The sequence below is a fragment of the Spirochaeta lutea genome, assembly GCF_000758165.1.
Lineage (GTDB): Bacteria > Spirochaetota > Spirochaetia > DSM-27196 > Salinispiraceae > Spirochaeta_D > Spirochaeta_D lutea.
The window spans coordinates 10,604-32,845 of record NZ_JNUP01000071.1 but is presented as its reverse complement, the minus strand read 5'-3'; the positions used below and the strand labels follow the sequence as shown (position 1 = coordinate 32,845).

General features: G+C 57.6%; 14 protein-coding genes, 2 pseudogenes and 1 other annotated feature. Of the genes and pseudogenes, 11 read left to right on the top strand and 5 right to left on the bottom strand.

What is annotated here, in order from left to right:
• Positions 1 to 82: 82 nt before the first annotated feature.
• Complete coding sequence (locus tag DC28_RS12835) at positions 83 to 2,200, bottom strand: putative bifunctional diguanylate cyclase/phosphodiesterase (protein ID WP_037549456.1); 2,118 nt, start codon at positions 2,198 to 2,200, stop codon at positions 83 to 85.
• A gap of 237 nt (positions 2,201 to 2,437) precedes the next feature.
• On the opposite strand from DC28_RS12835, the gene sdhA reads away from it, so the two are divergent.
• From sdhA to DC28_RS12795, 8 genes are all read left to right on the top strand, one after another.
• Entirely contained in the window at positions 2,438 to 4,168 is a 1,731-nt protein-coding gene (sdhA, locus tag DC28_RS12830; protein WP_052078882.1) for a succinate dehydrogenase flavoprotein subunit, read from the top strand.
• A gap of 18 nt (positions 4,169 to 4,186) precedes the next feature.
• Positions 4,187 to 5,080, top strand: a complete 894-nt coding sequence (locus tag DC28_RS12825) for a succinate dehydrogenase/fumarate reductase iron-sulfur subunit (protein ID WP_037549453.1) — start codon at positions 4,187 to 4,189, stop codon at positions 5,078 to 5,080.
• A 14-nt stretch (positions 5,081 to 5,094) separates the two neighbouring features.
• Entirely contained in the window at positions 5,095 to 6,237 is a 1,143-nt protein-coding gene (gene sucC, locus DC28_RS12820; RefSeq protein ID WP_037549450.1) for an ADP-forming succinate--CoA ligase subunit beta, read from the top strand.
• A complete protein-coding gene (sucD, locus tag DC28_RS12815) occupies positions 6,234 to 7,103 on the top strand; it encodes a succinate--CoA ligase subunit alpha (protein ID WP_037549446.1) in 870 nt (289 codons plus the stop codon). Before sucC ends, sucD begins: the two co-directional genes overlap by 4 nt.
• A 1-nt stretch (position 7,104) precedes the next feature.
• Entirely contained in the window at positions 7,105 to 10,143 is a 3,039-nt protein-coding gene (locus DC28_RS12810; protein ID WP_037549443.1) for a 2-oxoglutarate dehydrogenase E1 component, read from the top strand.
• A 9-nt stretch (positions 10,144 to 10,152) separates the two neighbouring features.
• Positions 10,153 to 11,529 (top strand): 2-oxoglutarate dehydrogenase complex dihydrolipoyllysine-residue succinyltransferase, encoded by a 1,377-nt coding sequence (gene odhB / locus DC28_RS12805; protein ID WP_037549440.1) that lies wholly within the window; start codon positions 10,153 to 10,155, stop codon positions 11,527 to 11,529.
• Positions 11,530 to 11,741: 212 nt separating this feature from the next.
• A complete protein-coding gene (locus tag DC28_RS12800; RefSeq protein ID WP_052078881.1) occupies positions 11,742 to 13,538 on the top strand; it encodes an FAD-dependent oxidoreductase in 1,797 nt (598 codons plus the stop codon).
• 4 nt (positions 13,539 to 13,542) lie between these two features.
• Positions 13,543 to 14,679, top strand: coding sequence for a citrate/2-methylcitrate synthase (locus DC28_RS12795; RefSeq protein WP_037549437.1), 1,137 nt, complete (start codon positions 13,543 to 13,545; stop codon positions 14,677 to 14,679).
• 117 nt (positions 14,680 to 14,796) lie between these two features.
• Here DC28_RS12795 and DC28_RS12790 read toward each other — a convergent pair whose 3' ends face one another.
• Positions 14,797 to 15,468: a DNA alkylation repair protein gene (locus DC28_RS12790; protein WP_037549434.1), complete on the bottom strand. Its 672-nt coding sequence runs from the start codon at positions 15,466 to 15,468 to the stop codon at positions 14,797 to 14,799.
• Between the two features lie 133 nt (positions 15,469 to 15,601).
• Between DC28_RS12790 and DC28_RS12785 the strand changes: the two genes are divergently transcribed.
• Positions 15,602 to 16,369 carry a hypothetical protein gene (locus DC28_RS12785; RefSeq protein WP_037549431.1) on the top strand — a complete coding sequence of 256 codons (768 nt, stop codon included), beginning with the start codon at positions 15,602 to 15,604 and terminating at the stop codon, positions 16,367 to 16,369.
• Positions 16,370 to 16,497: 128 nt separating this feature from the next.
• Positions 16,498 to 16,728, top strand: coding sequence for a helix-turn-helix transcriptional regulator (locus DC28_RS12780; protein WP_156104689.1), 231 nt, complete (start codon positions 16,498 to 16,500; stop codon positions 16,726 to 16,728).
• A gap of 45 nt (positions 16,729 to 16,773) precedes the next feature.
• Here DC28_RS12780 and DC28_RS12775 read toward each other — a convergent pair whose 3' ends face one another.
• Together DC28_RS12775 and DC28_RS12770 are read right to left on the bottom strand one after the other, a co-directional pair.
• Positions 16,774 to 18,354 (bottom strand): chitobiase/beta-hexosaminidase C-terminal domain-containing protein, encoded by a 1,581-nt coding sequence (locus DC28_RS12775; protein ID WP_037549426.1) that lies wholly within the window; start codon positions 18,352 to 18,354, stop codon positions 16,774 to 16,776.
• Between the two features lie 185 nt (positions 18,355 to 18,539).
• Positions 18,540 to 19,812: pseudogene (locus tag DC28_RS12770) on the bottom strand (IS3 family transposase).
• Positions 19,421 to 19,531: a sequence feature (AL1L pseudoknot), on the bottom strand. (Overlaps the previous pseudogene by 111 nt.)
• Before the next feature lie 475 nt (positions 19,813 to 20,287).
• Between DC28_RS12770 and DC28_RS12760 the strand changes: the two are divergent.
• Entirely contained in the window at positions 20,288 to 20,977 is a 690-nt protein-coding gene (locus DC28_RS12760; RefSeq protein WP_037549421.1) for a hypothetical protein, read from the top strand.
• A 71-nt stretch (positions 20,978 to 21,048) separates the two neighbouring features.
• On the opposite strand, the pseudogene DC28_RS16965 reads toward DC28_RS12760, so the two are convergent.
• Positions 21,049 to 22,242, bottom strand: a pseudogene (locus DC28_RS16965) (IS256 family transposase); the annotation flags it as partial.

Below are 22,242 nucleotides of genomic sequence, written 5' to 3'. Positions count from 1 at the left end.
TACTTAAGAGTAACTTTGCGTTGCAAAGTTGTCAAGAGAGGCTGTTCCTACCGAGGAGATGAGGGGGTATCAAATGGGGAACCTACTCCCGGCTTTCCAGCCAGCTGCGGTAGGATTCGAAGTCCATGGGCCGGGCGTAGAGGTAGCCCTGGGCGAGGTCGCAGGCCCGGGAAAGTAGGTAGTCCCGCTGGAAGGGGGTTTCAACCCCCTCGGCGGTGGTGGAGAGGGAGAGGGTCTTCGCCATGGAAATGACGGCATCCACGATGGGGCTCTGGGGGTTCGATTCGTTAATTGGCTGGATAAAGCTGCGGTCGATCTTCAAATTGCTGGCCCGCAGGCGGTGCAGGTAGCTCAAGCTCGAGTAGCCGGTACCGAAATCGTCAATGGCGATACGAAAGCCCCTGCTACGGATAAACTCCAGGTTCGACTGTACCGTGGCGCTTTCATCCATCAAAATGCCTTCGGTAATCTCAAACTCAACCATGGCCGGATCCACCCCGCTGCCGCCATCGACCCCGGCCTCGGATTCCATCCCGGGTTCCAGTGTTGCTCCGGACCCTGAAGCGACCTCGGTACCCTCGCCCTGAACCGGATCGGCCTCCGGGGTCGGAGTGGTTCCTTCCCCGGGGCGGGGATGCTCGGGAGTTTTTGGCGCCGGGGCGCTTCCCTGTTCGGTGGCGGTGAACTCAAGAGTCCCCCGGGCTGTATCGGGCTTTTCTTCATCCCGTGCAAATTCCAGAGACCCCAGAAACTCCCGGAATGCCGGATCGGAGAGGTCCAGGGGACTGAGGTTGATTGCATGGACGAGTCCCGGGTGGCGGCCCCGGGGGGCGGTTAAGGCGCCCAGGCGACTGATCTGGGAAAACGCGGTCTGGATAACCCACCGGGTGATGGACTGAATAAGCCCCCCTTCCTCGGCCAGGGGAATAAACACATCCGGCCCCACGGGTCCGAAGAGGGTGCTGTTCCACCGCAGCAGCACCTCGGCGCCGTGGCACCCCCCGGAGGCCAGGTGAATCTTGGGCTGGTAGACCAAGTGCAGCTCCTGGTTCGCCACGGCGTGACGAAGCTCTCCCAACATGGTGTAGCGCCGGGCCTCAGCCTGGTGGATGGATTCATCAAAGAAGCTCACGAAGCCCGGCTGACCCGCCAGACGGGAGAAGCCAGCCATAATATTGGCCATGAGGGTCTCGTACCGGTCCGCATCCTGGGGGTACCGGGTTATACTGACGCTGGCCTGAACCCCCACGCTGTGGCCGTCCAGATCCACCGGCTTTTGAATCCTCTCAAGAAAGCGGCTACCCATCTCCTCAAGCTCCAAAAAATCCGTCTTGGGAGTCAGGACGAGGAAAACCGTACCGGTGTACCTTCCGGGAGAGTCCTGGACCCCGCAGACCGAGGTGATTCTGTTGCCCAGGGTTTCCAGCACATGGTCGGCAGACAGGGCGCCCTGAAAGGAATTTACCTGGGCGAAGTTGTGCAGCTTAATCCCCAGGAGGGAAAAACTCGCCCCGCCATGGCGGTGGGAGCGCATCCACTGGGATACCAGAAGCTCCAGGCGCTTGCGGTTCGGCAGGCCCGTTACATCATCGATATAGGCCAGGCGGTACAGGTGCCGGATGATGAAATGCTGGTAGAGCACCGCAAAGATCCCCAGGATGGTTGCCACGCTCAAGAGTACCAGGTAGGTGGTGTAAAAATCCGGGTCGTTCAGGTAGGACTCGGGATGGAAGTTGCCCAGGGAGATTCTGATGAGGGTTCCGCCCCAGATGTACAGGGGCAGCACAATGCCGCCCACCAAGCCCAGTACATAGTACAGAATGGCGTAGCCCACAACAAAATAAAAGAATCCCAGGCCGCGCACCCCCCCGGCATTAATAATGAGACCGGTAGCCAAAATAATGAGGGCGGCGGAAAAGAAGACCCGAATGGTGGTCAGGCTGCGCAGAGCCCAGAAACTCACTAAACCCATGAGCCCCAGGGCCATGAACACCAGCTGGAAGGCCATGAGGGTGTACGCCTGGTTTACATAGTCGCTGTACAGGTTGTAGGGCAGGGCAGCCAGGCTGGCGAGCACCGCTGCATAGAGGGCGATGATACTCACCCGGGTTTGAAGGGGAAAGGTGTTTTCCTCCGGTTTGGTCCAGAACAAAAAGTGAAGAATTTTTCGCCGCAATGCTGGATTGTCCGGGGTTGCCATGGATTTAGTATGATTGATCCCCAGGATTTGTCAAATCTATCCCCCACAAAGTGCAAAAATCACCCGGCTTAAAGGCCGAGGGAAATACTCAGGAAAACTTTCCTTGCGCTCCCGGAGGGGTGGCCATATATTAGTAAATAGGAAGGTTATTTCCCAGGCCCTCCCCGCGGGGTTATTACGCACCAAGCGTTATCCCGGCGGGGTGGATTTTCTTGGGGTTATGAAAGGAGCAGGAATTTGGTACACGAATTTGATGCAGTAATTGTGGGTGCCGGCGGGGCGGGATTATACGCTGCCCTGGAGGCCAGCAAGACAGCAAAGACAGCAGTAGTTTCGAAGCTCTACCCCTCCCGGAGTCATACCGGGGCCGCTCAGGGGGGAATCGGCGCAGCCCTGGGAAACCTGGATGAGGACAAACCCGAGTGGCATGCCTTCGACACCGTTAAGGGTGGCGACTACCTGGTGGATCAGAATGCCGCCATGATCTTGGCGGAGGAGGCTGTACGGTCGGTGTATAACCTGGAGCATATGGGTCTGCCCTTCAGCCGCACCGAAGACGGAACCATCGCCCAGCGCAGATTCGGCGGCCATACCCGTAATCTGGGGGAGGCGCCGGTACGACGCAGCTGTTACGCCGCGGACCGTACCGGACACATGATTCTTCAGACCCTGTATCAGCAGTGTATAAAGAATGATGTGGAATTCTACGATGAGTTTCAGACCGTGGATGTGATCCTGGATGGAAACAAGGTTGCGGGAATCATCGCTCTTGAGCTAAAAACCGGCCAGGTACATGTGTTCCGGGCCAAGGCGGTACTCTTTGCCACGGGAGGATTCGGCCGGATGTTCAAGGTCACCAGTAACGCGCTGGCAAACACCGGAGACGGTCCGGCCCTGCTCGCCCGGGCAGGAATACCCCTCATGGATATGGAGTTCTTCCAATTCCACCCCACGGGTATTTTGGATATGGGGATTCTGATAACCGAGGGCGTCCGGGGCGAGGGGGGAATCCTGCGCAACCGCGACGGGGAGCGCTTCATGGAACGCTACGCACCCACCCTCCTGGATCTGGCGCCCCGGGACATGGTGAGCCGGGCCATCATGACGGAGATTGCCCGGGGTAAGGGCATCCGGGGCGATAAGAAGATCGACGACTACGTGTACCTGGATGCCACCCATCTCGGACGGGAGGTGGTGGAAAGCAAGATTCCGGACATCGCTGATTTCTGCCGCACCTATTTAAACGTAGACCCCGCAGAAAAACCCATGCCCGTCCAGCCCACCGCCCACTATGCCATGGGAGGTATTCCCACGGATGTGCACGGCCGGGTAACCGACGGCACCACCACCTGGGAGGGCCTCTACGCCGCCGGGGAATGCGCCTGCGTCAGCGTGCACGGGGCGAACCGCCTGGGAACCAACAGTCTGGTGGATCTCATCGTCTTCGGCCGCCGGGCAGGCCAGCACATTGCCCAGTACGTCAAGGATGTGTCCATGCCCCAGCTGCCCGACGGAGCGGACGAACGCTTCCGGAGCTTTTACGACCGCCTTACCAGTCCGGGATCGGGCGCCCACCCAGGCCCGATCTACCAGGAGATGCAGGAAACGATGATGACCAACGTTGGGGTTTATCGCCAGGCCGGAAAGATGCAACAAGCCGTGGAGGACATTGCACGGCTGCGGAACCAGTTCGGCGAACTTCGTCTGGAGGATGAGAGCCCGAGCTTTAATTCCGATCTGTTGGGGATTCTTGAGCTGCAGAATCTCCTGGATATATCCGCGGTAACCGCAGTATCCGCCCTCAACCGGACGGAGAGCCGGGGGGCCCATAGCCGGGAAGATTTCCCCGACCGGGATGATCCCAATTGGCTTAAGCACACCCTGGCGGAACTCCGGGACGGCCAGGTATCCATCCGCTATAAGGATGTGGATGTGAGCATTTGGAAACCCAAACCCCGAACCTACTAGACCAGGAAGGAGCAATTCATGGAGCTTACCATACGTGTACAACGCTTTAATCCCGATACCGATTCCGACCCCTACATGCAGGAATACCAGGTGCAGCTGGAACCCGACAGCCGAGTGCTGGACGCCCTGATTCAGATAAAGCGGAACCAGGATGGAACCCTGGGCTTCCGCCGAAGCTGCGCCCACGGGGTCTGCGGTTCAGATGCCATGCGGATCAACGGCAAGGAGGGACTGGCATGCAAGACCCTGGTGAAACAGGTCGCCGAGAACGACGGGGATGTCATTGAGTTACTGCCCCTGCGGCACCTTAGGGTACAGCGGGACCTCATGGTGGATCAGACCACGTTTTTCCAGAACTACCGCCAGGTACAGCCTTTCCTCCTGCCCCAGGAGGGACTGAAACTGAGTCCGGGCACTCAGGCCGGGACGGACAGGGGATTCACCCCCACCCTGACCCCCGGAGCCCAGCCGTCGGCTCCCATGGAAACCCCGTCTACCCCGGGAGGGGTAACCGGTTCCGGTTCGGGAAGCAGCCCCGAGGCCGCCCAGCCGAACCAAGGGGAGTACATCCAGAGCCCCCAGGAGCGGGCCCTCTTCGATGAGGCTACCAAGTGCATCCTCTGTGCGGCCTGTTACAGCGCCTGTCCGGTGTTGGATAAGAATCCGGATTTTATCGGTCCAGCCGCCATCGTGCAGGCTGCCCGGTTTATCAACGACAGCCGGGACCAGGGTCTAGAACCCCGGCTCAAGGTTCTGGACAATCCCGACGGGGTGTGGCCCTGCGAGAACCACTTTGAATGCACCAGGGTTTGTCCCCGGGAAATTAAAATCACCAAACTCATTAACCAAACCAAACGGCAGATCAAGTCCCTCCGGGAGGGCCGAGGCGAGCAGGTTCACGATCAGAAATAAGGCGAGGAGAAACTATGAACATCCATGAATATCAGGGTAAGGAGCTCTTCGCTTCTTACGGCATTGAGGTAGGCCCCCAGGTATTGGTCACCACCCCCCAGCAGGCCCGGGAAGCCCAGGAATCCCTGGGCGGCACCGTGGTTCTTAAGGCCCAGGTATTGGTCGGCGGCCGGGGCAAGGCCGGGGGAGTCAAGGTCGCCGGTTCCGCCCAGGAGGCCGAAGAAAAAGCGCGACAGATCTTAGACCTTTCTATAAAGGGTATCCCGGTGGAAAAACTGCTGGTAGTTCCTGCTGCAGCCATTAAAAAGGAGTACTACCTGGGGCTGACCATGGACCGGTTCAATAAACAGCTGATTCTGATGCTCAGCGCCGAGGGTGGAGTGGATATCGAGGAGCTGGCGGTTTCCAGTCCCGAAAAGATCCTGAAATTCCCCATCCATCCCGAGGCGGGTATCGATATCCAGGGCCTGAACCAGGTCTTAGGGAAGGTGTTTGAGACACCGGAGTTAGTAAGCCAGGCCCGTAAGACCGTAGAGACCCTCTACACCTTGTACATGGAGAAGGATTGTACCCTGACGGAGGTGAATCCCTACGCCCTCCTGGAGGACGGCAGGCTCATGGTGTTGGATGCCAAGGTTAATTTTGATGACAATGCCCTGTTTAAGCACCCGGATATTGAGGCGATGCGGAATCCCGAAGAGGACAGCGAGGATGAGGTAGCCGCCCGGGAGGCGGGACTGAGTTTTGTGTCCATGGACGGGGATATCGGGTGCATCGTAAACGGCGCCGGTCTTGCCATGGCGACCATGGACATCATCAAGCTCTTCGGCGGCCAACCCGCCAATTTCCTGGATGTGGGGGGCTCCAGCAACCCCCAGAAGGTGCTCAACGCCATTCGAATCATCCTGAATAATAAAAAGGTAACGGCCATTCTGTTGAACATCTTCGGAGGGATAACCCGCTGCGACGATATTGCCCAGGGGCTGCTCCTGGCCATGAAGGAACAGCCCATCCCAGTGCCCCTGGTGGTACGGCTAATCGGCACCAACGACCAGGAGGGCCGCCGGATTTTAGAGGAAGAGGGCATCCAGGCCAAGACGGACCTGAACGAGGCGGTGAAGGCTGTGGTGGCGGCCGGAAAGGGAGGTAAGGCATGAGCATTCTGATTAATGAGACAACCCGGGTTCTGGTTCAGGGTATTACCGGCCGGGACGGTTCCTTTCACACCAAAACCATGCTGGCTGACGGCACCAAGGTTGTAGCCGGGGTAACCCCGGGCAAGGGCGGTCAGGAGATGGAAGGGGTGCCGGTGTATAACTCCGTGGCCGATGCCCTGGATGTACACCAGATTGATGCGTCGGTGATTTTTGTACCTGCTAAGTTCGCCGTGGGCGCCATCAGGGAGGCTGCAGACGCCGGGGTTCCCCTGGTTATCTGCATAACCGAGGGCGTGCCGGTGAACGAGATGCTCGGGGTCTACCACTACGTGAAGGCCAAGGGCGTACGGCTCATCGGTCCGAACTGCCCGGGGCTCATCAGTCCGGGGCAGTGCAAGATCGGGATTATGCCCGCCCGGATCCATGTTCCCGGGTCCATCGGGGTTATCAGCCGGTCGGGAACCCTGACCTACGAGGTGGTTCATGCCCTTTCCGGAGCCGGGATGGGACAGAGCACCTGTGTGGGAATCGGGGGCGATCCGGTGGTGGGATCGGGATTCATCGATTTACTGGATGAGTTCAACCGCGATCCGGATACCGCCGGGGTGGTTATGATCGGCGAGATCGGCGGCGAGGACGAAGAGGCCGCCGCAGCCTGGATAACCAAGCATATGAATAAACCCGTGGTAGGCTTCATCAGCGGCCGAACCGCCCCTCCGGGAAAGCGGATGGGCCATGCCGGAGCGATTATCAGCGGGGGCAAGGGAACACCCGAGGCCAAGGTGGCAGCCTTGGAGCAGGCTGGGGTTCCGGTTGCCCGGACACCCAGTGAGATTCCCGGCTTATTAAAGGAGCGGTTAGGATAACATGAACAATCCCCAAGGCATGGAGTTTTCTCCCTACGTCGAAGAGTTATACCTACAGTGGAAGGCGGAGCCGAACTCCGTGGACCCCCAGTGGCAGCGGATCTTCCAGGGCTATGAATACGGAGACACCGGAGCAGGGGGATCTACCCCCGGAACCGCCCCCGGGTCCGGGGGTTCCAGCGAGCCGGGTGGTGCCGGCCCAGCCTCCGGGGCCGGTGCGGAAAGGGCTCCGGGCAAGACGGGACAGACGGGTTCGGCGGATTCCCCGGGAGTCGTGGTAAACGATGTGGTACCCCGGCACCGGATGCCGCCCCGGGAGGTGCTTCCCCCGTCCCTGGGACGGGCAGGGTTCCCCGGGGGAAGGGGAGCTGCCGCGGGGGCACCCGGGGTAGCCGGAGGCTCCGGAGGAACCGACAGCGGATCCTGGGATCCCGTGACCCTCATCCGCCAGGGTCGGGTTAACTCCCTGATCTGGGCCTACCGGGATATCGGCTACCTCTATGCCAAGCTCAATCCCCTGGAAGGCTACATGACCCCCGAGCAGTACTACCAGTTTTTCAGTATTGAGGGGGACTACGAGAGCCTGACCCTGGAGGAGTTCGGGCTGACCCAGGAAGATCTGTCCCGGGAGTTCTACGCGGGCAAGTACCTGCATCCCACCATCATGCCCCTGTCGGATATCATCGACCGGATGAAGTCCATCTACTGCAGTACCATGGGCGCGGAGATTCTCCACATCCAGAACAAGGTCATGCGTAAGTGGCTCATCAACCATCTGGAGGGTGAGAAGGCCCAGCAGGGCTGGTCTGTGGACCACAAGATAGCCTTCCAGCGGAACCTCATCCGGGCCGAGGAGTTTGAGTCCTTCATTCACACCAACTTCATCGGGCAGAAGCGGTTCAGTCTCGAAGGAGCGGAAACCCTCATTCCCGCTCTCCGGTTCCTGGTGGGCGAGGCGGCCAGCCACGGCGTCCAGGAGCTGGTATTCGGCATGGCCCACCGGGGAAGGCTGAACGTGCTCTGTAATGCCATCGGCAAGGCGCCGGTGGAGATCTTCTCCGCCTTTGTGGATACCTACACCCCCCATAGCTACGGGGGGAGCGGAGATGTAAAATACCATCTGGGATACAGTTACGATTACCATGACGAGGAAACGGGCAAAACCATCCACGTGAGCCTGGTGGCTAACCCCAGTCACCTGGAGGCCGTGGATCCCGTGGTGGAAGGGAAGACCCGGGGCATCCAACGCCGCCGGGGCGACCGTCAGCGCAAGAAGGTCGTGCCAATTCTTATTCATGGTGATGCAGCCTTCAGCGGCCAGGGGGTGGTCAGCGAGACCCTGAACCTGAGCCAGCTCAAGGGATACCGAACCGGCGGCACGGTGCACCTGATCGTCAACAACCAGATCGGGTTTACCACCGCCAGCCGGGATGCCCGATCCACCTTCTTTGCCACCGACATTGCCAAGTCGATTAACATTCCCATCTTCCACGTGAACGGCGACGACCCCGAAGCGGTTATCCGGGCTGTGGACCTGGCCATCCGGTTCCGTCAGAAGTTCGCCACGGACGTGGTGGTGGACATGATCTGTTACCGCCGCCTGGGCCATAACGAGGCGGACGAACCGAGCTTCACCCATCCGAAGATGTACAACCTCATCGCCCAGCACGAGAGCGTACGCACCCTCTACGGCCGCCGCCTGGCACAACAGGGAATCTGGAGTCAGGATGACCAGGACGCCTACGGGACGGAGTACAAAAACTTCCTCAAATCCGAGCTGGAAAATGCCAAGGGGGAATACGTGCCCCAGCTGGATGACGCCTTCCAGCAAGGCATTTGGACCAAATACCGCCGGGGCTACTCCTTCGATCCCGTGGACACCGCCGTGCCCCGGGAGACCCTGGACGCCATCGCCCGAACCCTGACCACCATTCCCGAGGGATTTACCCCCCATCCGAAGCTCCAGCGCTTTGTAAAGGACCGCTGGGCCCAGTACAGCACCGAAGACCGGGTGGACTGGGCCTTTGCCGAGAGCCTGGCCTGGGGCACCATCCTGTTGGACGGCTATCCTGTGCGGTTATCCGGGGAGGACTGCCAGCGGGGAACCTTCAGCCAGCGCCACGCTGTCTGGTGGGATACCAGTTCGGAGGTACCCACTAGCTACGTGCCCCTGCGCCACATCACCGAACAGCAGGGATTCTTCGCCGCCTACGACAGCCCCTTGAGCGAGTTTTCGGTGCTGGGCTTTGAGTACGGCTACAGTCTGGCCCTGCCCGATGCCCTGATCCAGTGGGAGGCCCAGTTCGGTGACTTCGTAAACGGAGCCCAGGTTATCATCGACCAGTTCATCGTAGCCGGGGACACCAAATGGTTCCGGTCCAGCGGACTGGTCATGCTCCTGCCCCACGGCTACGAGGGCCAGGGCCCGGAACACTCCAGCGCCCACCTGGAACGCTTTTTAAGCCTCTGCGCCGAGAGCAACATCCAGGTGGTAAACCCCACCGCCCCGGCCCAGTACTTCCACCTGCTGCGCAAACAAGTACACCAAAGCTTCCGCAAACCCCTCATCGTCATGACCCCCAAGAGCCTGCTGCGCCACAAGGCCGCCCGCTCATCCGTGCAGGACATGACCTCGGGCCGCTTTGTTCCCGTCATCGACGACGATCAGGCCACGGGGGAGGAAGAAGTGGTGCTGCTGTGCAGCGGTAAGGTCTACTACGACCTGGTGCAGGAGCGGGAAAAACGCCAGATGGCCGGCAGGGTCGCCATTATCCGGGTAGAGCAGCTGTACCCCTTCCCCCAGGAAGACCTGTACCTCATCTGCCATCGGTATAACGAGGCCCGGCATTTCCGCTGGGTTCAGGAAGAAAGCCGGAACCGCGGAGCCTGGTATTTCATATTCCAGCGCTTCCCGGACTTTGTACCCCGGGGAATCCGCCTGGCCTACGCCGGACGTCCCAGCGGGGCCAGCCCTGCCACGGGCAGCCACAAACAGCATGTTGAAGAACTTCAGGCCCTCTTGGATCAGGCCTTTGCATAGGAGATTGGAATGATTGAAATCACAGTACCGGAAGTCGGCGAATCGGTAAGCTCGGGCATCCTCGCCCTCTGGCTGAAAAAGGACGGCGAATACGTTCAGGAGGGGGACGAGCTCTTCGAGCTGGAAACCGATAAGGCCACCATGGCCGTACCCAGTCAGCACGCCGGGGTGCTCCATATCCAGGCCGAAGAAGGCCAGGAGGTTGATGTCGGAGCAGTAGTCGCCCAGATCGATACCCAGGCCTCAGCCTCGGATTCGGCAGCGGCGGAGCAGGCCCAAGGTGATTCGAATGCCCCGTCCTCATCCGGTTCGGGTGCTTCCCCAGCCCCGGCCCTGGACGATCTGAGCCCCGCAGTCCGCAAGCTCGTTGCCGAGCACCGGCTGGACCCCGGGGCCATTCCCGCCAGCGGCCCCGGCGGCCGGCTGCTCAAGGAGGATGTGCTATCCTACCTGGATTCAGCCGGGGCTCCCGCCTCTTCGGGCTCCCAGCCCGGAGCCGGTGCAGCCGGCCGGGGTCCCCAAGCCGAGCCTGCAGGCAGCTCAGGGGCTAGGGGAACCGCCGGGTCCGGAGCAGCGGCCGGCCAGGCACCGGGTAGCGCATCGGCCGCTCCGGCAGCCAGAGGCCAGGCCGGGAATGCCGGGGCATGGGAATCACCCTGGAACCAAACCTCTGCCCAGGAAGCAGACCGCCAGGAACGCCGGGTTCCAATGACCACTATCCGGAAGCGGATAGCCCAGCGTCTGGTGGAAAGCAAACAGAGCGCCGCCCACCTGACCACCTTCAACGAGGTGGATATGTCGGCGGTTATGGAGATCCGCAGCCGGTACAAGGCGGATTTTGAGAAACGCTACGGGGTTCGCCTGGGGTTCATGAGTTTCTTTATTAAGGCGGCGGTCAGCGCGCTCCAGGCCTTCCCGGGGGTGAACGCCTTCATCGACGGTGAGGATATTATCTACCACGATTACGCCGACATCGGAGTGGCCATGAGCACCGAACGCGGACTGATTACCCCGGTTCTGCGCAGTTGTGAGACCCTGAGCTTCGCCCAGATTGAGGCCCAGATTCTGGATTACGGCCAAAAGGCCCAGGCTAAGCGTCTGCTGCCCGATGATCTTCTGGGAGGCACCTTTACGGTGAGCAACGGCGGGGTGTTCGGTTCCATGCTCTCCACCCCCATCCCCAACCCGCCCCAGACGGCGGTCCTGGGGATGCACACCATCCAGGAGCGGCCCGTGGTCCGGGACGGCCAGATCGTTGCCCGGCCCATGATGTACCTGGCCCTGACCTACGATCACCGCATGATCGACGGCAAGGAGGCCATCAGTTTTCTGATGCATCTCAAGCAGCAGCTGGAAGACCCCTCCCGGATGATTCTGGGATTATAAATCCAAAGAGCCCGACCCCGGCAAACCCGCCCCGGGACAGAGCCTGGTCACCAGGAGACACCCCAGCCCGGGCTACCGGGTTTTAGGGGCTCGGAATACTACCAGTCCGCGGCCCCGGCAGCAGCAGGCACCCCTTCAGTAGGCTGCCGGAATGAAGAGCTTCCATGGATGGGCCCATGGGAGAACCAGGGGAACGATGATAAGGAGGATCCATGTCAACCCGATCTGATAACCAACAACCCAATGCAGCACCATCCCGGGGTACAGCCGGTCCGGGTCCTGGCCAGACCGCGGGATCACAGGAGCCGGGCGGATCGCCCCGGACATCCAAGACTCCCGGACCAGGCGGATCATCCCGGGCTGCCGAAACTCCCGGCCCAGGCGAATCGGCCCAGCAGCAGGGCGATGCGCCCCGGGAGGATCAGCTGGTAATAATCGGGGCGGGCCCCGGGGGCTATGTGGCCGCTCTACGGGCTGCCCAGCTGGGTATATCTGTAACCCTCATTGATCGGCGTCCGACCCTGGGAGGTACCTGTTTGAATGTGGGATGCATTCCCTCCAAGGCCCTTCTGAACAGCTCGGAACACTACCATCATACCCGCCACGGCCTGGACAGCCACGGTATCTCGGTGTCCGGGGTTACCCTGGATCTGCCGGCCATGATGGCCCGGAAGGACCAGGTGGTGGAGCAGCTGACCCGGGGGGTGGGCGGATTGGTATCTGCCGCGGGGATTAGGGTGATTCAGGGATTCGCCCGGATTGCCCGAGCCCTTCCCGGGGGCGGCGCTGAGGTGGAGATAGCGTCGGTTGACGCCGGGGGTGAGGACCCCCAGGGCGATCTGCCGGCGGATCTTGATCCCTTCGCCGGGAACCCCGGGGTGACCCGGATTACGGCCCGGCAGGTCATCCTGGCTACGGGTAGCGAACCGGCGGACCTCCCGGGAATGGCTTTTGACGGGAACCTGGTTCTGTCCAGCACCCACGCCCTGGCCCTGCAGTCGGTTCCCAAACGCCTGGGAATAGTGGGGGGCGGCATCATCGGCCTGGAGATGGCCAGCCTCTGGGCCCGGCTGGGCAGTCAGGTAACGGTATTCGAACTAACCGATCAGATTCTACCCGGCTGGGAACCCCGGATTGCCGGCCAGCTGAAAAAACAGCTTGAAGGGCTGGGGATCCACTTCCATCTGGGTACCAAGGCCCGGATTATGAAAAAGAACAAGAAGACCATCCAGGTGGCCCTAGAGCCCCGGGAGCCGGCCGCCGGCACCTCAGCCGGTGACGCATCCCCGGCCCGGGACAACGCCGGGGCCGGGCGCACCGGGAATACCGGGCAGCCCGGGAAGGGGGAGCAGTCTCTAACCCTGGACCGCCTCCTGGTTTCCGTGGGACGCCGGCCCCGTACCCGGGGGCTGGGTTTGGAGGCCCTGGGGGTTCAGCCGGGCCGGGGAGGGTTTCTTCCCGTGAACGACCGGTGGCAGGTTCTCTCCGGGAATGAACCCCTGGAGGGTATTTACGCCATCGGCGATCTGGTGCCCGGACCCATGCTGGCCCATAAGGCTGAAGAGGAAGGGGCCGCCCTGGCGGAGATTCTGGCCGGTCAGGCCGGGCATGTGAACTACCAGGTTATTCCCGGGGTGGTGTACACCTGGCCCGAGGCAGCCATGACGGGACTCACCGAGGCACAGCTCAAGGAGCGGGATATTCCCTACCGGAAGGGAAGTTTCTCCTTTCTGGCCAACGGCCGGGCCCTGGCCATGGGTCATACCGCCGGGCAGGTGATTATCTATGCCCACGAGAAGACCGACCGGATTCTCGGAGCCCATATCCTGGGCCCGGGAGCCTCGGACCTGATCGCCGAGATCGTCGTTCTTATGGAAATGGGAGGCAGCAGCGAGGATCTTGCCCGGATCGTCCACGCCCATCCCACCCTGAGCGAGGCGGTCAAAGAAGCTGCCCTGTCCGTCGACGGCCGGAGCATCCATAGCACAAATCCAAAACGAAAGAGGTAACACCATGTCAGACCAAGAGAAGCCCAGTTACGCCAAGGGGCTGGAGGGAGTCATTGCAGGAGAAACGTCCATCAGTAAGGTTGACGGCGAGGCCGGACAGCTCTATTACCGGGGCTATCCCATTGCGGAACTCGCCGAGAACAAGAGCTACGAAGAGGTGGTTTACCTCCTTATCAACGGCGAGCTGCCCGATACCGAGCAATCCATTCTATTCAGCGCCAAGATGCGAAACGCCCGGGACCTTTCCGAGCCCATTCTGCAGATGATCCGGAACTTTCCCCGGGGCAGCCATCCCATGGAGCTCCTGCAATCCGTCATTGCATACCTCTCGGCCTACGTGGAACATCGGATTCACCATGGACCCCACTGCAACTGCCGGGACACCCTGCACCAGGTGGCCCAGTTGGCCAGCGTTATTGCCGCCTACCACCGGATCAGCCAGGGTCTCGAGTACGTGCCCCCCCGGCGCAATCTGAGCCACGGGGCCAACTTCCTGTACATGCTCCGGGGCGAAGAACCCAGCCCGGAGGAGGGGCGGATAATGGACACCGCCCTAGTCCTCCATGCCGACCATAGCTTTAACGCATCAACCTTTACCGCCCGGGTTATAGCCAGCACCCAGAGTACCTGCTACTCCAGCATCAGCGGGGCCATCGGCGCCCTCTACGGCAGCCTTCACGGCGGCGCGAACGAGAAGGTGGTGGATATGGTGGAAGAAATCGGTTCTGCCTCGGCGGTGGAACCCTGGCTGGATCACGCCTTGGCCTCGGGCCGGAAGATCATGGGCATGGGCCACCGGGTGTACCGTGCTAAGGATCCCCGGGCCGTCATCATGGAGGGATTCCTGGAAAAACTCTCCGAACAAACCGGCGACCGCCACTACTACGATATCCTCAAGGCCCTGGAAACCTCCATGGCCCGCCGGATGGCCGAAAAGGGCAAACCCATCTACCCCAACGTGGACTTCTTCTCCGGGGCCATCTACCGGCTCCTGGGAATCCCCAAGGGCCTGTTCACCCCCATTTTCGCCATGAGCCGGGCGGCAGGCTGGCTTGCCCACATCCTTGAGCAGCGGGTGGATAACCGCCTCTACCGTCCCAAGGCCCTCTACACCGGTCCGGAGCCCCGGCACATTACCTAGGGTCGGCTTCCTGAACCCTTCCTTGCTCGGCCACCTTCAACCCCTAGGTTGTCGGACCGGGCTGGTTCCCCCGGCGCCGGGCGGCAGGTCAGCATATCCGGTTTTCCAGGCCGGTTCTTATCCCCGGCGCCCCACCATCTCCCGGATCCATTCCGGGGCGAAGGGGGAGGTGCAGCCCTTGGGCACCGGGTAATCCCGGTAGGCTCCCAGGGATTCGCCGATGGACAGGGCCCGCTGGCGGTACTCTTCCAGGTTGATTCCAATGCCCGCCAGACAGAAATTCATGGTCCACCGGACCTGCTCCGGCGCTTCATTCATCTCTGCCTCGATCCGCTCCAGCAATCCGGGAATATCCAGCCCCTGGGGTTCCTTCTCCACCCTTGCCGCGGTAAGGCTCCATCCCGCCCTGGCCGTCCAGGGGTTATCATCCTCCATCCATTTCTGACGCAGGGCCTCCCGGTCGGGATGCTTTTTAATCACATAGGAAATAAACCAGTCCGCCACACCGGTAAAATCGGCCTGAGCCATCATTTCTTCAACCTGGGCGGCAGACAGCTCCTTGGGTTTCATAAGGAGAATCGCTAGGTACCGGGCATCGATGTTTCCGGTCTGCCAGAGGGCCAACCCCAGGTTGTGATCGGTCTTCAGCTCCTTCGCCAGCTTGCGGATATCCCCCATCCGCAGTCCGAACTGATTTTCACCCGCCCCCGCCTTTGCATTTCGCTCCCGAACCTTCGAATCTCCCAGGGATTTCAGGCGATCCAGGATTTCTTCTACTCGTTGTTCCATGGTTCCAGTATAAAATTCATGAGTGTATCCATCAAGTTTTGCGCACTATACGAGGCGTTGCCAGCCTCCCGGAAATGACTGGAACAATGTCCCGGGCCCGGGCTATGATAACAGCCATGATACGGGGGGTAGTATGAATACAGTAGAACAGCTGGAGCAGCGTCTCCAGGATATAGCCCGGGTTCTGGAGGCTCATCCCGAAGGACTTGCGCTCCTGGGCCTGGGATCCGTGGGGGTGGAAACCCAGCGCCTGGACCAATGGTCCGATCTGGATTTTTTCGCCATTGTTCAAAAGGGCGCCAAGGCCCGGTGGCTCGGCGATACCGCCTGGCTCTCCCAGGCCCATCCGGTGAGCTACCTCTTTCAAAATACAGCCGACGGCTTCAAACTGCTCTTTAAGGACGGCATTTTTGCTGAGATGGCAATCTTCGAGCCCCAGGAGCTCGCTGCCATTCCCTTCAGTCCCGGCAGGGTAATCTGGTCCCGGGCCGGGTTCGACACCGCCTGCCTGACCCCGGTCAGCACCGCCGGCACCCTAGAGAAACCTGCATCCCGGGAGTACGTACTTGGCGAGCTGATCACCTGCCTCTACGTGGGGCTCTGCCGCTACCGCCGGGGCGAAACCCTCTCTGCCTGGCGCTTCATCCAGGGCTACTGTCTTGACCGGGTCCTGGAGCTGGCGGAACTCACCCTGGATCCTGCCCCGGTTCCGCCGGACGCCTATAACCGCGACCGGCGTTTTGAAAGCCGCTACCCCTCATGGACCCCGGTACTGGACGGGCTGCTCCGGGGCTACCACGCCATTCCCCAAAGCGCCGTCTTCCTCGTCGAATGGGCCGATGAAACCTTCGGAATAAACCAGGCCATGAAGGCCCGGATTTTAGAGCTGGCGGGAGAGTAGAGCGGGGCCGCTTGAAAAGCTGATGCTCACCATCCGTCCCCATGGTGAACAAAGGGTTTCTGGCCGGTACGTACTCAACGGATCTTTCGGCGCCTAGTCAGCAGCCCCTTCTCAGGTACAATGCCCGAGTGGACAGGTGCCTTCAGGCTAGGTATGGTGTAACTGATGAATTACTATCAAGCCATCCAGCGGGCCATTCGCTGTATAAATATGTACAAACACGGCGGCTCGCTGAGGCCGGGGCGGAGCTGCTCCTTGGTAGGGGGAAGGTTATCGACCTGGCATTAAAATACCAGTACGGATCCCCGGAGGCCTTCACCCGGGCCTTCGACAAGGAATATGCGGAGCCGAATACATAAAAAAAGCCGCCCCAGAGGGCGGCGTATGAAACCGCTGATTGATGCCTATTGGATATTCTGATAGTACAGTTTGGCGTCCTCATTGGTAAGCATCCACAGCGTGCCGCTGGAATCGAAGAACATCTGATCAATGCTTTCGGCAGTAACCTTTGCAACCTCATTGTAGGTATCGTACTCAAACACCGTTGTTTTGCTGGCGATCCTCTTGTTAGCCTGATCTATAGCGTAGATCACTTCACCAAAATCATAGTATACGGACTGGAGGGAGGCGGCATCAAAAACACGGGTTTTTGCAAAAATCTTAGCCTCGCTCTCGTCCAGGAATATGGGGCTGTCCAAGGGATCACGGGCCATGCCGGGATAGCCGATTTCTGAATCACCGGTCTCGGTAAGGCCATCTGGCCCAATTGCGTATTTCTGGACATCCGAACCTGCATATCCTGCACCCCATCCATACTGGTACCAGGAGTAAAAGGCATTACCAGCGGCGGTAAACGCAAGGTCACCGATACCAATGCCGGATGCGGTATAGTCGGTAACACTATTTTCGCTGAGATCTATGGCATGTAGGGATGGGGCCCATACACAATCTACGATATAGAGGATTCCATCGACATACTGTATGTGGAAGGTTTCGTTATGGTCGCTGCTGTCGGGGTCCACCGAACTATGGGGAGTTGAACTGAAGGGAATGTTCTGGGTAACCGTTTTTGTGTCTAGATCGAACTCTGTCACAAATGAGGAGCCCCAGTTCATGATAAACAACCGGTTATTCTCTGAATCATAGGTCAGATCTACCGGCTTGTATGTGAGAGAGGTCTGAGATTCAACCGCCTTTGTGTTCAGGTCGATGATGACGACTTCCTTATTGTAATAATCAATAGCATACACCTTGTCGTTAGCAGCATCGTATACGATATCCTCCAGAGCAGCCCCGACGTCGATGGATGGCAGTTCAATAACAATAGTGGCGGTCGCGACCTCGCTGGCGACCATACCGTCTACCACCGCTATGGCTTTGACTGTAGTCGTGCCCAGGATATCGAGGGTAAATGGGGTAGAGTACTCGGTGTCGGTGCTGTCCGGTGTGGATCCGTCAGTGGTGTAGTAAATTGTGGCTTCGGTTGTATCTGTGGTGATGGAAACCGTTTGTGCTTCGGTAAAGGTACCGCTGGCTGGGCTGATGACCGGTGTTTTAACCTGGGTTGGGTCCGGTATCTCATCTCCGTCGCCAATACTTTTTTCATAGAATTCGTAGGATGACGCACCGAGAATGAGGATGTAGTTCTTGTCTTCGTCCAGGTCGAACACGGCAGTCGAGTCCTCATCGGACAACTTTATGTAGTATGGAACCCCTCCCGATGTATAGGTGAACCATAGATGAAAGGGTAATTCAACATCCACCTCAAAAATGGAGTTCTCACCGGTTCTAATGGCGGGAGTGGAGGCGGTGGGAACCGAGGAGGTGTCGGTATACGTACCCATATGAAGGGTAATGGTTACACCTGTGTTATTGTATACTTCGATCCGGGCAGTAGGCGCCTCAGGCGGCGGTACGATGGTGCATGAAGCGAAGAGTACAAGACCTATAAAAGTAACGAACCAGAGGCGTTTGAATCCCTGCATAGCATTTGCTCCTTTTGGTTTTGCGATACAGAAAATATACCATAGGTTCTTTATGTTCTTAGGAAAAAATTAAGATTCCGGACTTTCTTTTAGAAAAAAATGCAATTTTGATTTTCTTATAAAACAGAGTTTTGTAATTGGCTACTACCAAAGACTGAACCGCCCCGGAAATCCCGGAGAGCATTTTATGTGAGTCCAGTCCCTATGGCTGTGACTTCCCGTTGATTATAATACACCTGCTCAAACTCAGCAGGGGTGGTATACCCGATCGGCTCCAGTAGCCGTTTTGTATTGAACCAGTTCACCCATTCCAGCATTGCGAATTCCACCATCTCCAGATTTCTCCAGGGCCCGCGTTTATAGATCACTTCTGACTTGAACAGGCCGATAATCGACTCAGCAAGCGCATTGTCATAGGAACTGCCAACGCTTCCTACCGACGGGGCAACGCCTTCATCGGCCCGTCGTTCGGTATGCTTGATCGGCAGGTATTGGCTACCACGATCACTGTGGTAGATCAGTCCCCGTTTTACTTGTCTGACCCACAGTGCTTGCTCGAGTGCATCGAGGGTTAGATCGACCTTCATCGAGGATGCTACACCCCATCCCACAATCATCCGGGCGAACACGTCGATAATGAAGGCGACATACGCAAACCCTTCCAGGTCGCAACGTACGTAAAATCACCAACTCACAACTGGTTCGGCCGGCTGGCAACAAACTCCCAGTTCACCAGGTCCAAGGGCCGCGGAGCTGTTTGATCCGGAATCGTGGTGCGAATTCGCCTGCCTCGAACCACTCCTTTCAGCCCAAGGCTCCGCATCAAGCGTTCTACGGTGCATTTAGCCACATTGAAGCCCTCACGCATCATCTAGTGCCATACTTTTCGGGCTCCATGCACCTGGTAGTTCTCGTCCCAGATGCGCTGGATTTCGGGCTTGAGCGCTTCATCACGGCGCACACGCGGCGGCGCAGTTTCTGGATATTCAGTACGCCTGGTTAACTCGTAGTAGGTCGATGGGGCGATTGGCATGACTTCACAGATCGGTAAGGATGCATAGGCGAGCAGCGCGCTACGCGCGCGAACAGCCCCGACTCCGTAGACCTCCCGGTGTTCATCAATAAAGGCAGCTACTTCTTCTGTGGGCGGTCGAGCTCCGCCTTCGCGAAATATGCCGATGCAAGGCGCAGGATTTCATTGGCTCGCTTGAGCTCCCGGTTCTCTTTCTCCAGCTGTTTAATCCGAGCTTTCTCGTCGGTCGTAATCCCTTCACGAGCACCGCTTTCCTTCTCCGCTTGCCGTACCCAACGCCGTAAGGTTTCCGGCGTACATCCGATTTTCGAAGTAATCGATTGGATTGCTGCCCATTGGGATCCATATTCATTCGATGAATCAAACACCAACCGTACAGCCCGCTCCCGCACTTCCTGGGAAAACCTGCTGTTTTTCTTTACCATGACTCCATCCTCTCACAAGCTTTTGTCTCCGGTAAAGTCGGGGCGGTTCAAGGAGGTGCGGAATGTGGGTTTAATAGAAAGCTATCTGGGTAAATGGTAAAATCTGGGCTTTACTGTGTACAATTGGGTTGAAAGCCAAGCTGTTTTTTACTTTCAAAAATAATTGGGCTTGCTTTTCAAACTGATACCTTTATAATTTAATTAATTCTGTTTTTATATCTTAAATATTTATAAGGAGAAGTTGTAGAATTTTCGCCTCTGCTACTCGTACAAAATAAATAGTGAAACAACCAACAAAGACTGAAAACCAAGAATTCACTTGCAGAGATTCTTGATGCTCTGAACGTGTAGTACCGATGAAGTTTGATACTCAACCATTAGGAATCACCCAAGTGGAATCAATTTGTCCAACTTCCGTAGTCCCTTAGGGGATTTTTTGAGCATGGCTGACACAGGATCAACTATGTGCGAATAAATGAGTGATGAACAAAATAGATTAAAGGAGAATGGAAAGTTGAAAATTAATTCTCAGACTCGGCGTTTTATAATATTTCTGTTTCTTATATTTATTGTCCAGTATGCTATTTCCGCGCAAGATTCTGGTGAGGAGTACAAAACCGGAGCCCTGTGTCGTAACCTAAGACCCTCGTATTGGGATTTAATTCTTTCTGGGAACATGGATGTATTTAATGAAGGAATCAAGGACTTGGGCTATGAAATTCTTCTTAGCCTCGGAGGTTCACTCGGATGGGACATTATTCAGAACCTAATATCTATTGGATTAAACTTAACGGTGGATTTACCCAGTGGTGGATATCCTGAGCCTGATTTCAGTTACACTATTCCTCATGATTCGTACAGCGTTCGTGAACACCTTTCAGGCATTGGCATAACACCTGCCTTAGAGGTTGGAATCAAATTGTTTGATTGGGTACACATAATCGGAGGCATTGGCTACAGCTATGGACATATAGGATCCAGTCTGGTGGCAGTTAGCTCTGTTACTGGTCTTTCCTATGATATGAACCAATCAGGTCAAACAGACTACATTTATCAAAATTTTGAATACCTTGTAAGAATTGGAATGAGCCTCACGGGAATACGATTAGGGGTTGGTTGGTCAAGGACACGAGGTTTTGCAATTTCAATAGGTGCGGGCTCTTAATGATAGATATGGAAACCCATCAGGAAGTTTGTTAAAAGCAATATTCCTAGCTGTGGCAATTTTCTTAAAGATTACGCAACACCCTTTCTGTAAATTACCGTCTCAGCAGGCCGGTCAAGCGCCTTTGGTAAGTACCGTTTCTCCGAATTCCACTGCTCTTCCTGTTCGATCAGCATCGCTCCGACCAGGCGAAGCAATGCTTCCGGATTGGGAAACACCCCAACTACTTTTGTCCGACGCTTTATCTCCTGCATCTGACGTTCTGCAAGATTAGTTGTCCGCAATTTTCGCCGGTGATTTTCCGGTACATGAAATACCGACAACCCTTCCGGTAGATTTTCGTCTGCCCACTGGGATAAGCGCGGTTGACGCTCTCGGTACTTTTCCACCAGCTGCTGTAAATATCGTTCGGCCATTTTCAAGGTCCGGTGCATTGAAGACCCGCCGGATGTCCGAATGGACTTCCGGGATATCCTCCTTTCGAGAGACAAAACTCCGAGCATTCTGCTGCAGATGGAATTGTCACCGTTGACACAGAATCCCGGGGAAAACCGCATCGATTGCCGAGCGCAGTCCACTATGGTCATCAGAGCTGATCATTCTCAAACCATGAAGACCTCGTTTTACCAAGCCTTCCAGAAAGCGCCGCCAGTTGATCTCGGCCTCATTGAAGGCCACCTCAGCGTCGAGAATATGCCGGTGGCCCTCATAGTCCACTCCAAAGGCCACTAACAGCGCGGCTTTGGTCGCCTTATTGCCCATCCTTACCGTCTGATAGGTCGCATCCAGCACCAGATACTGAATTTGGCCGATGCTCTCAGTCTTCCAACCGGCGATCTCCTCATCCAGTTCTTTTGATACCCGGCTGACCTGTGACGAAGAAATGGCAGAGCCGCACAGGATTTCTACGATGTCAGAAACCTTTCTGGTGCTCACCCCTTTCACGTACATCTCGGCCATGGCGAGTTTTAAGGCTCGCTCACTCCTGATTCCCTTCTCTATGCTGGAAGGATAAAACTCAAGGCCGCCACGAACCTGCGGGACCTTCAGAAGTACCTTTCCATTTGCCAGCAAAACCGTCTTGTTCTTAAAGCCATTGGCATAGCCGGTGCGGTCATTAGTTCTCTCATACGGTTGAGCTTTAAGCGCTTCGATACGCTCAAACTTCATCGCCTCATTGAAAACCATCTCAATTCACCGGGCGAATTTCTTTTCATCACTCTGTCCAAGCATTTGGACAACCTGCTCCAGCAAGCTATACTCTT

Excerpts from the sequence above, each read along its gene's own strand:
- sucD (WP_037549446.1), top strand. The coding sequence starts at position 6,234 with ATGAGCATTCTGATTAATGAGACAACCCGGGTTCTGGTTCAGGGTATT.
- DC28_RS12760 (WP_037549421.1), top strand. The coding sequence starts at position 20,288 with ATGAGTGATGAACAAAATAGATTAAAGGAGAATGGAAAGTTGAAAATT.
- DC28_RS12835 (WP_037549456.1), bottom strand. The coding sequence starts at position 2,200 with ATGGCAACCCCGGACAATCCAGCATTGCGGCGAAAAATTCTTCACTTT.
- DC28_RS12810 (WP_037549443.1), top strand. The coding sequence starts at position 7,105 with ATGAACAATCCCCAAGGCATGGAGTTTTCTCCCTACGTCGAAGAGTTA.
- sucC (WP_037549450.1), top strand. The coding sequence starts at position 5,095 with ATGAACATCCATGAATATCAGGGTAAGGAGCTCTTCGCTTCTTACGGC.
- DC28_RS12795 (WP_037549437.1), top strand. The coding sequence starts at position 13,543 with ATGTCAGACCAAGAGAAGCCCAGTTACGCCAAGGGGCTGGAGGGAGTC.
- odhB (WP_037549440.1), top strand. The coding sequence starts at position 10,153 with ATGATTGAAATCACAGTACCGGAAGTCGGCGAATCGGTAAGCTCGGGC.
- DC28_RS12775 (WP_037549426.1), bottom strand. The coding sequence starts at position 18,354 with ATGCAGGGATTCAAACGCCTCTGGTTCGTTACTTTTATAGGTCTTGTA.
- DC28_RS12825 (WP_037549453.1), top strand. The coding sequence starts at position 4,187 with ATGGAGCTTACCATACGTGTACAACGCTTTAATCCCGATACCGATTCC.
- DC28_RS12800 (WP_052078881.1), top strand. The coding sequence starts at position 11,742 with ATGTCAACCCGATCTGATAACCAACAACCCAATGCAGCACCATCCCGG.
- DC28_RS12785 (WP_037549431.1), top strand. The coding sequence starts at position 15,602 with ATGAATACAGTAGAACAGCTGGAGCAGCGTCTCCAGGATATAGCCCGG.
- DC28_RS12790 (WP_037549434.1), bottom strand. The coding sequence starts at position 15,468 with ATGGAACAACGAGTAGAAGAAATCCTGGATCGCCTGAAATCCCTGGGA.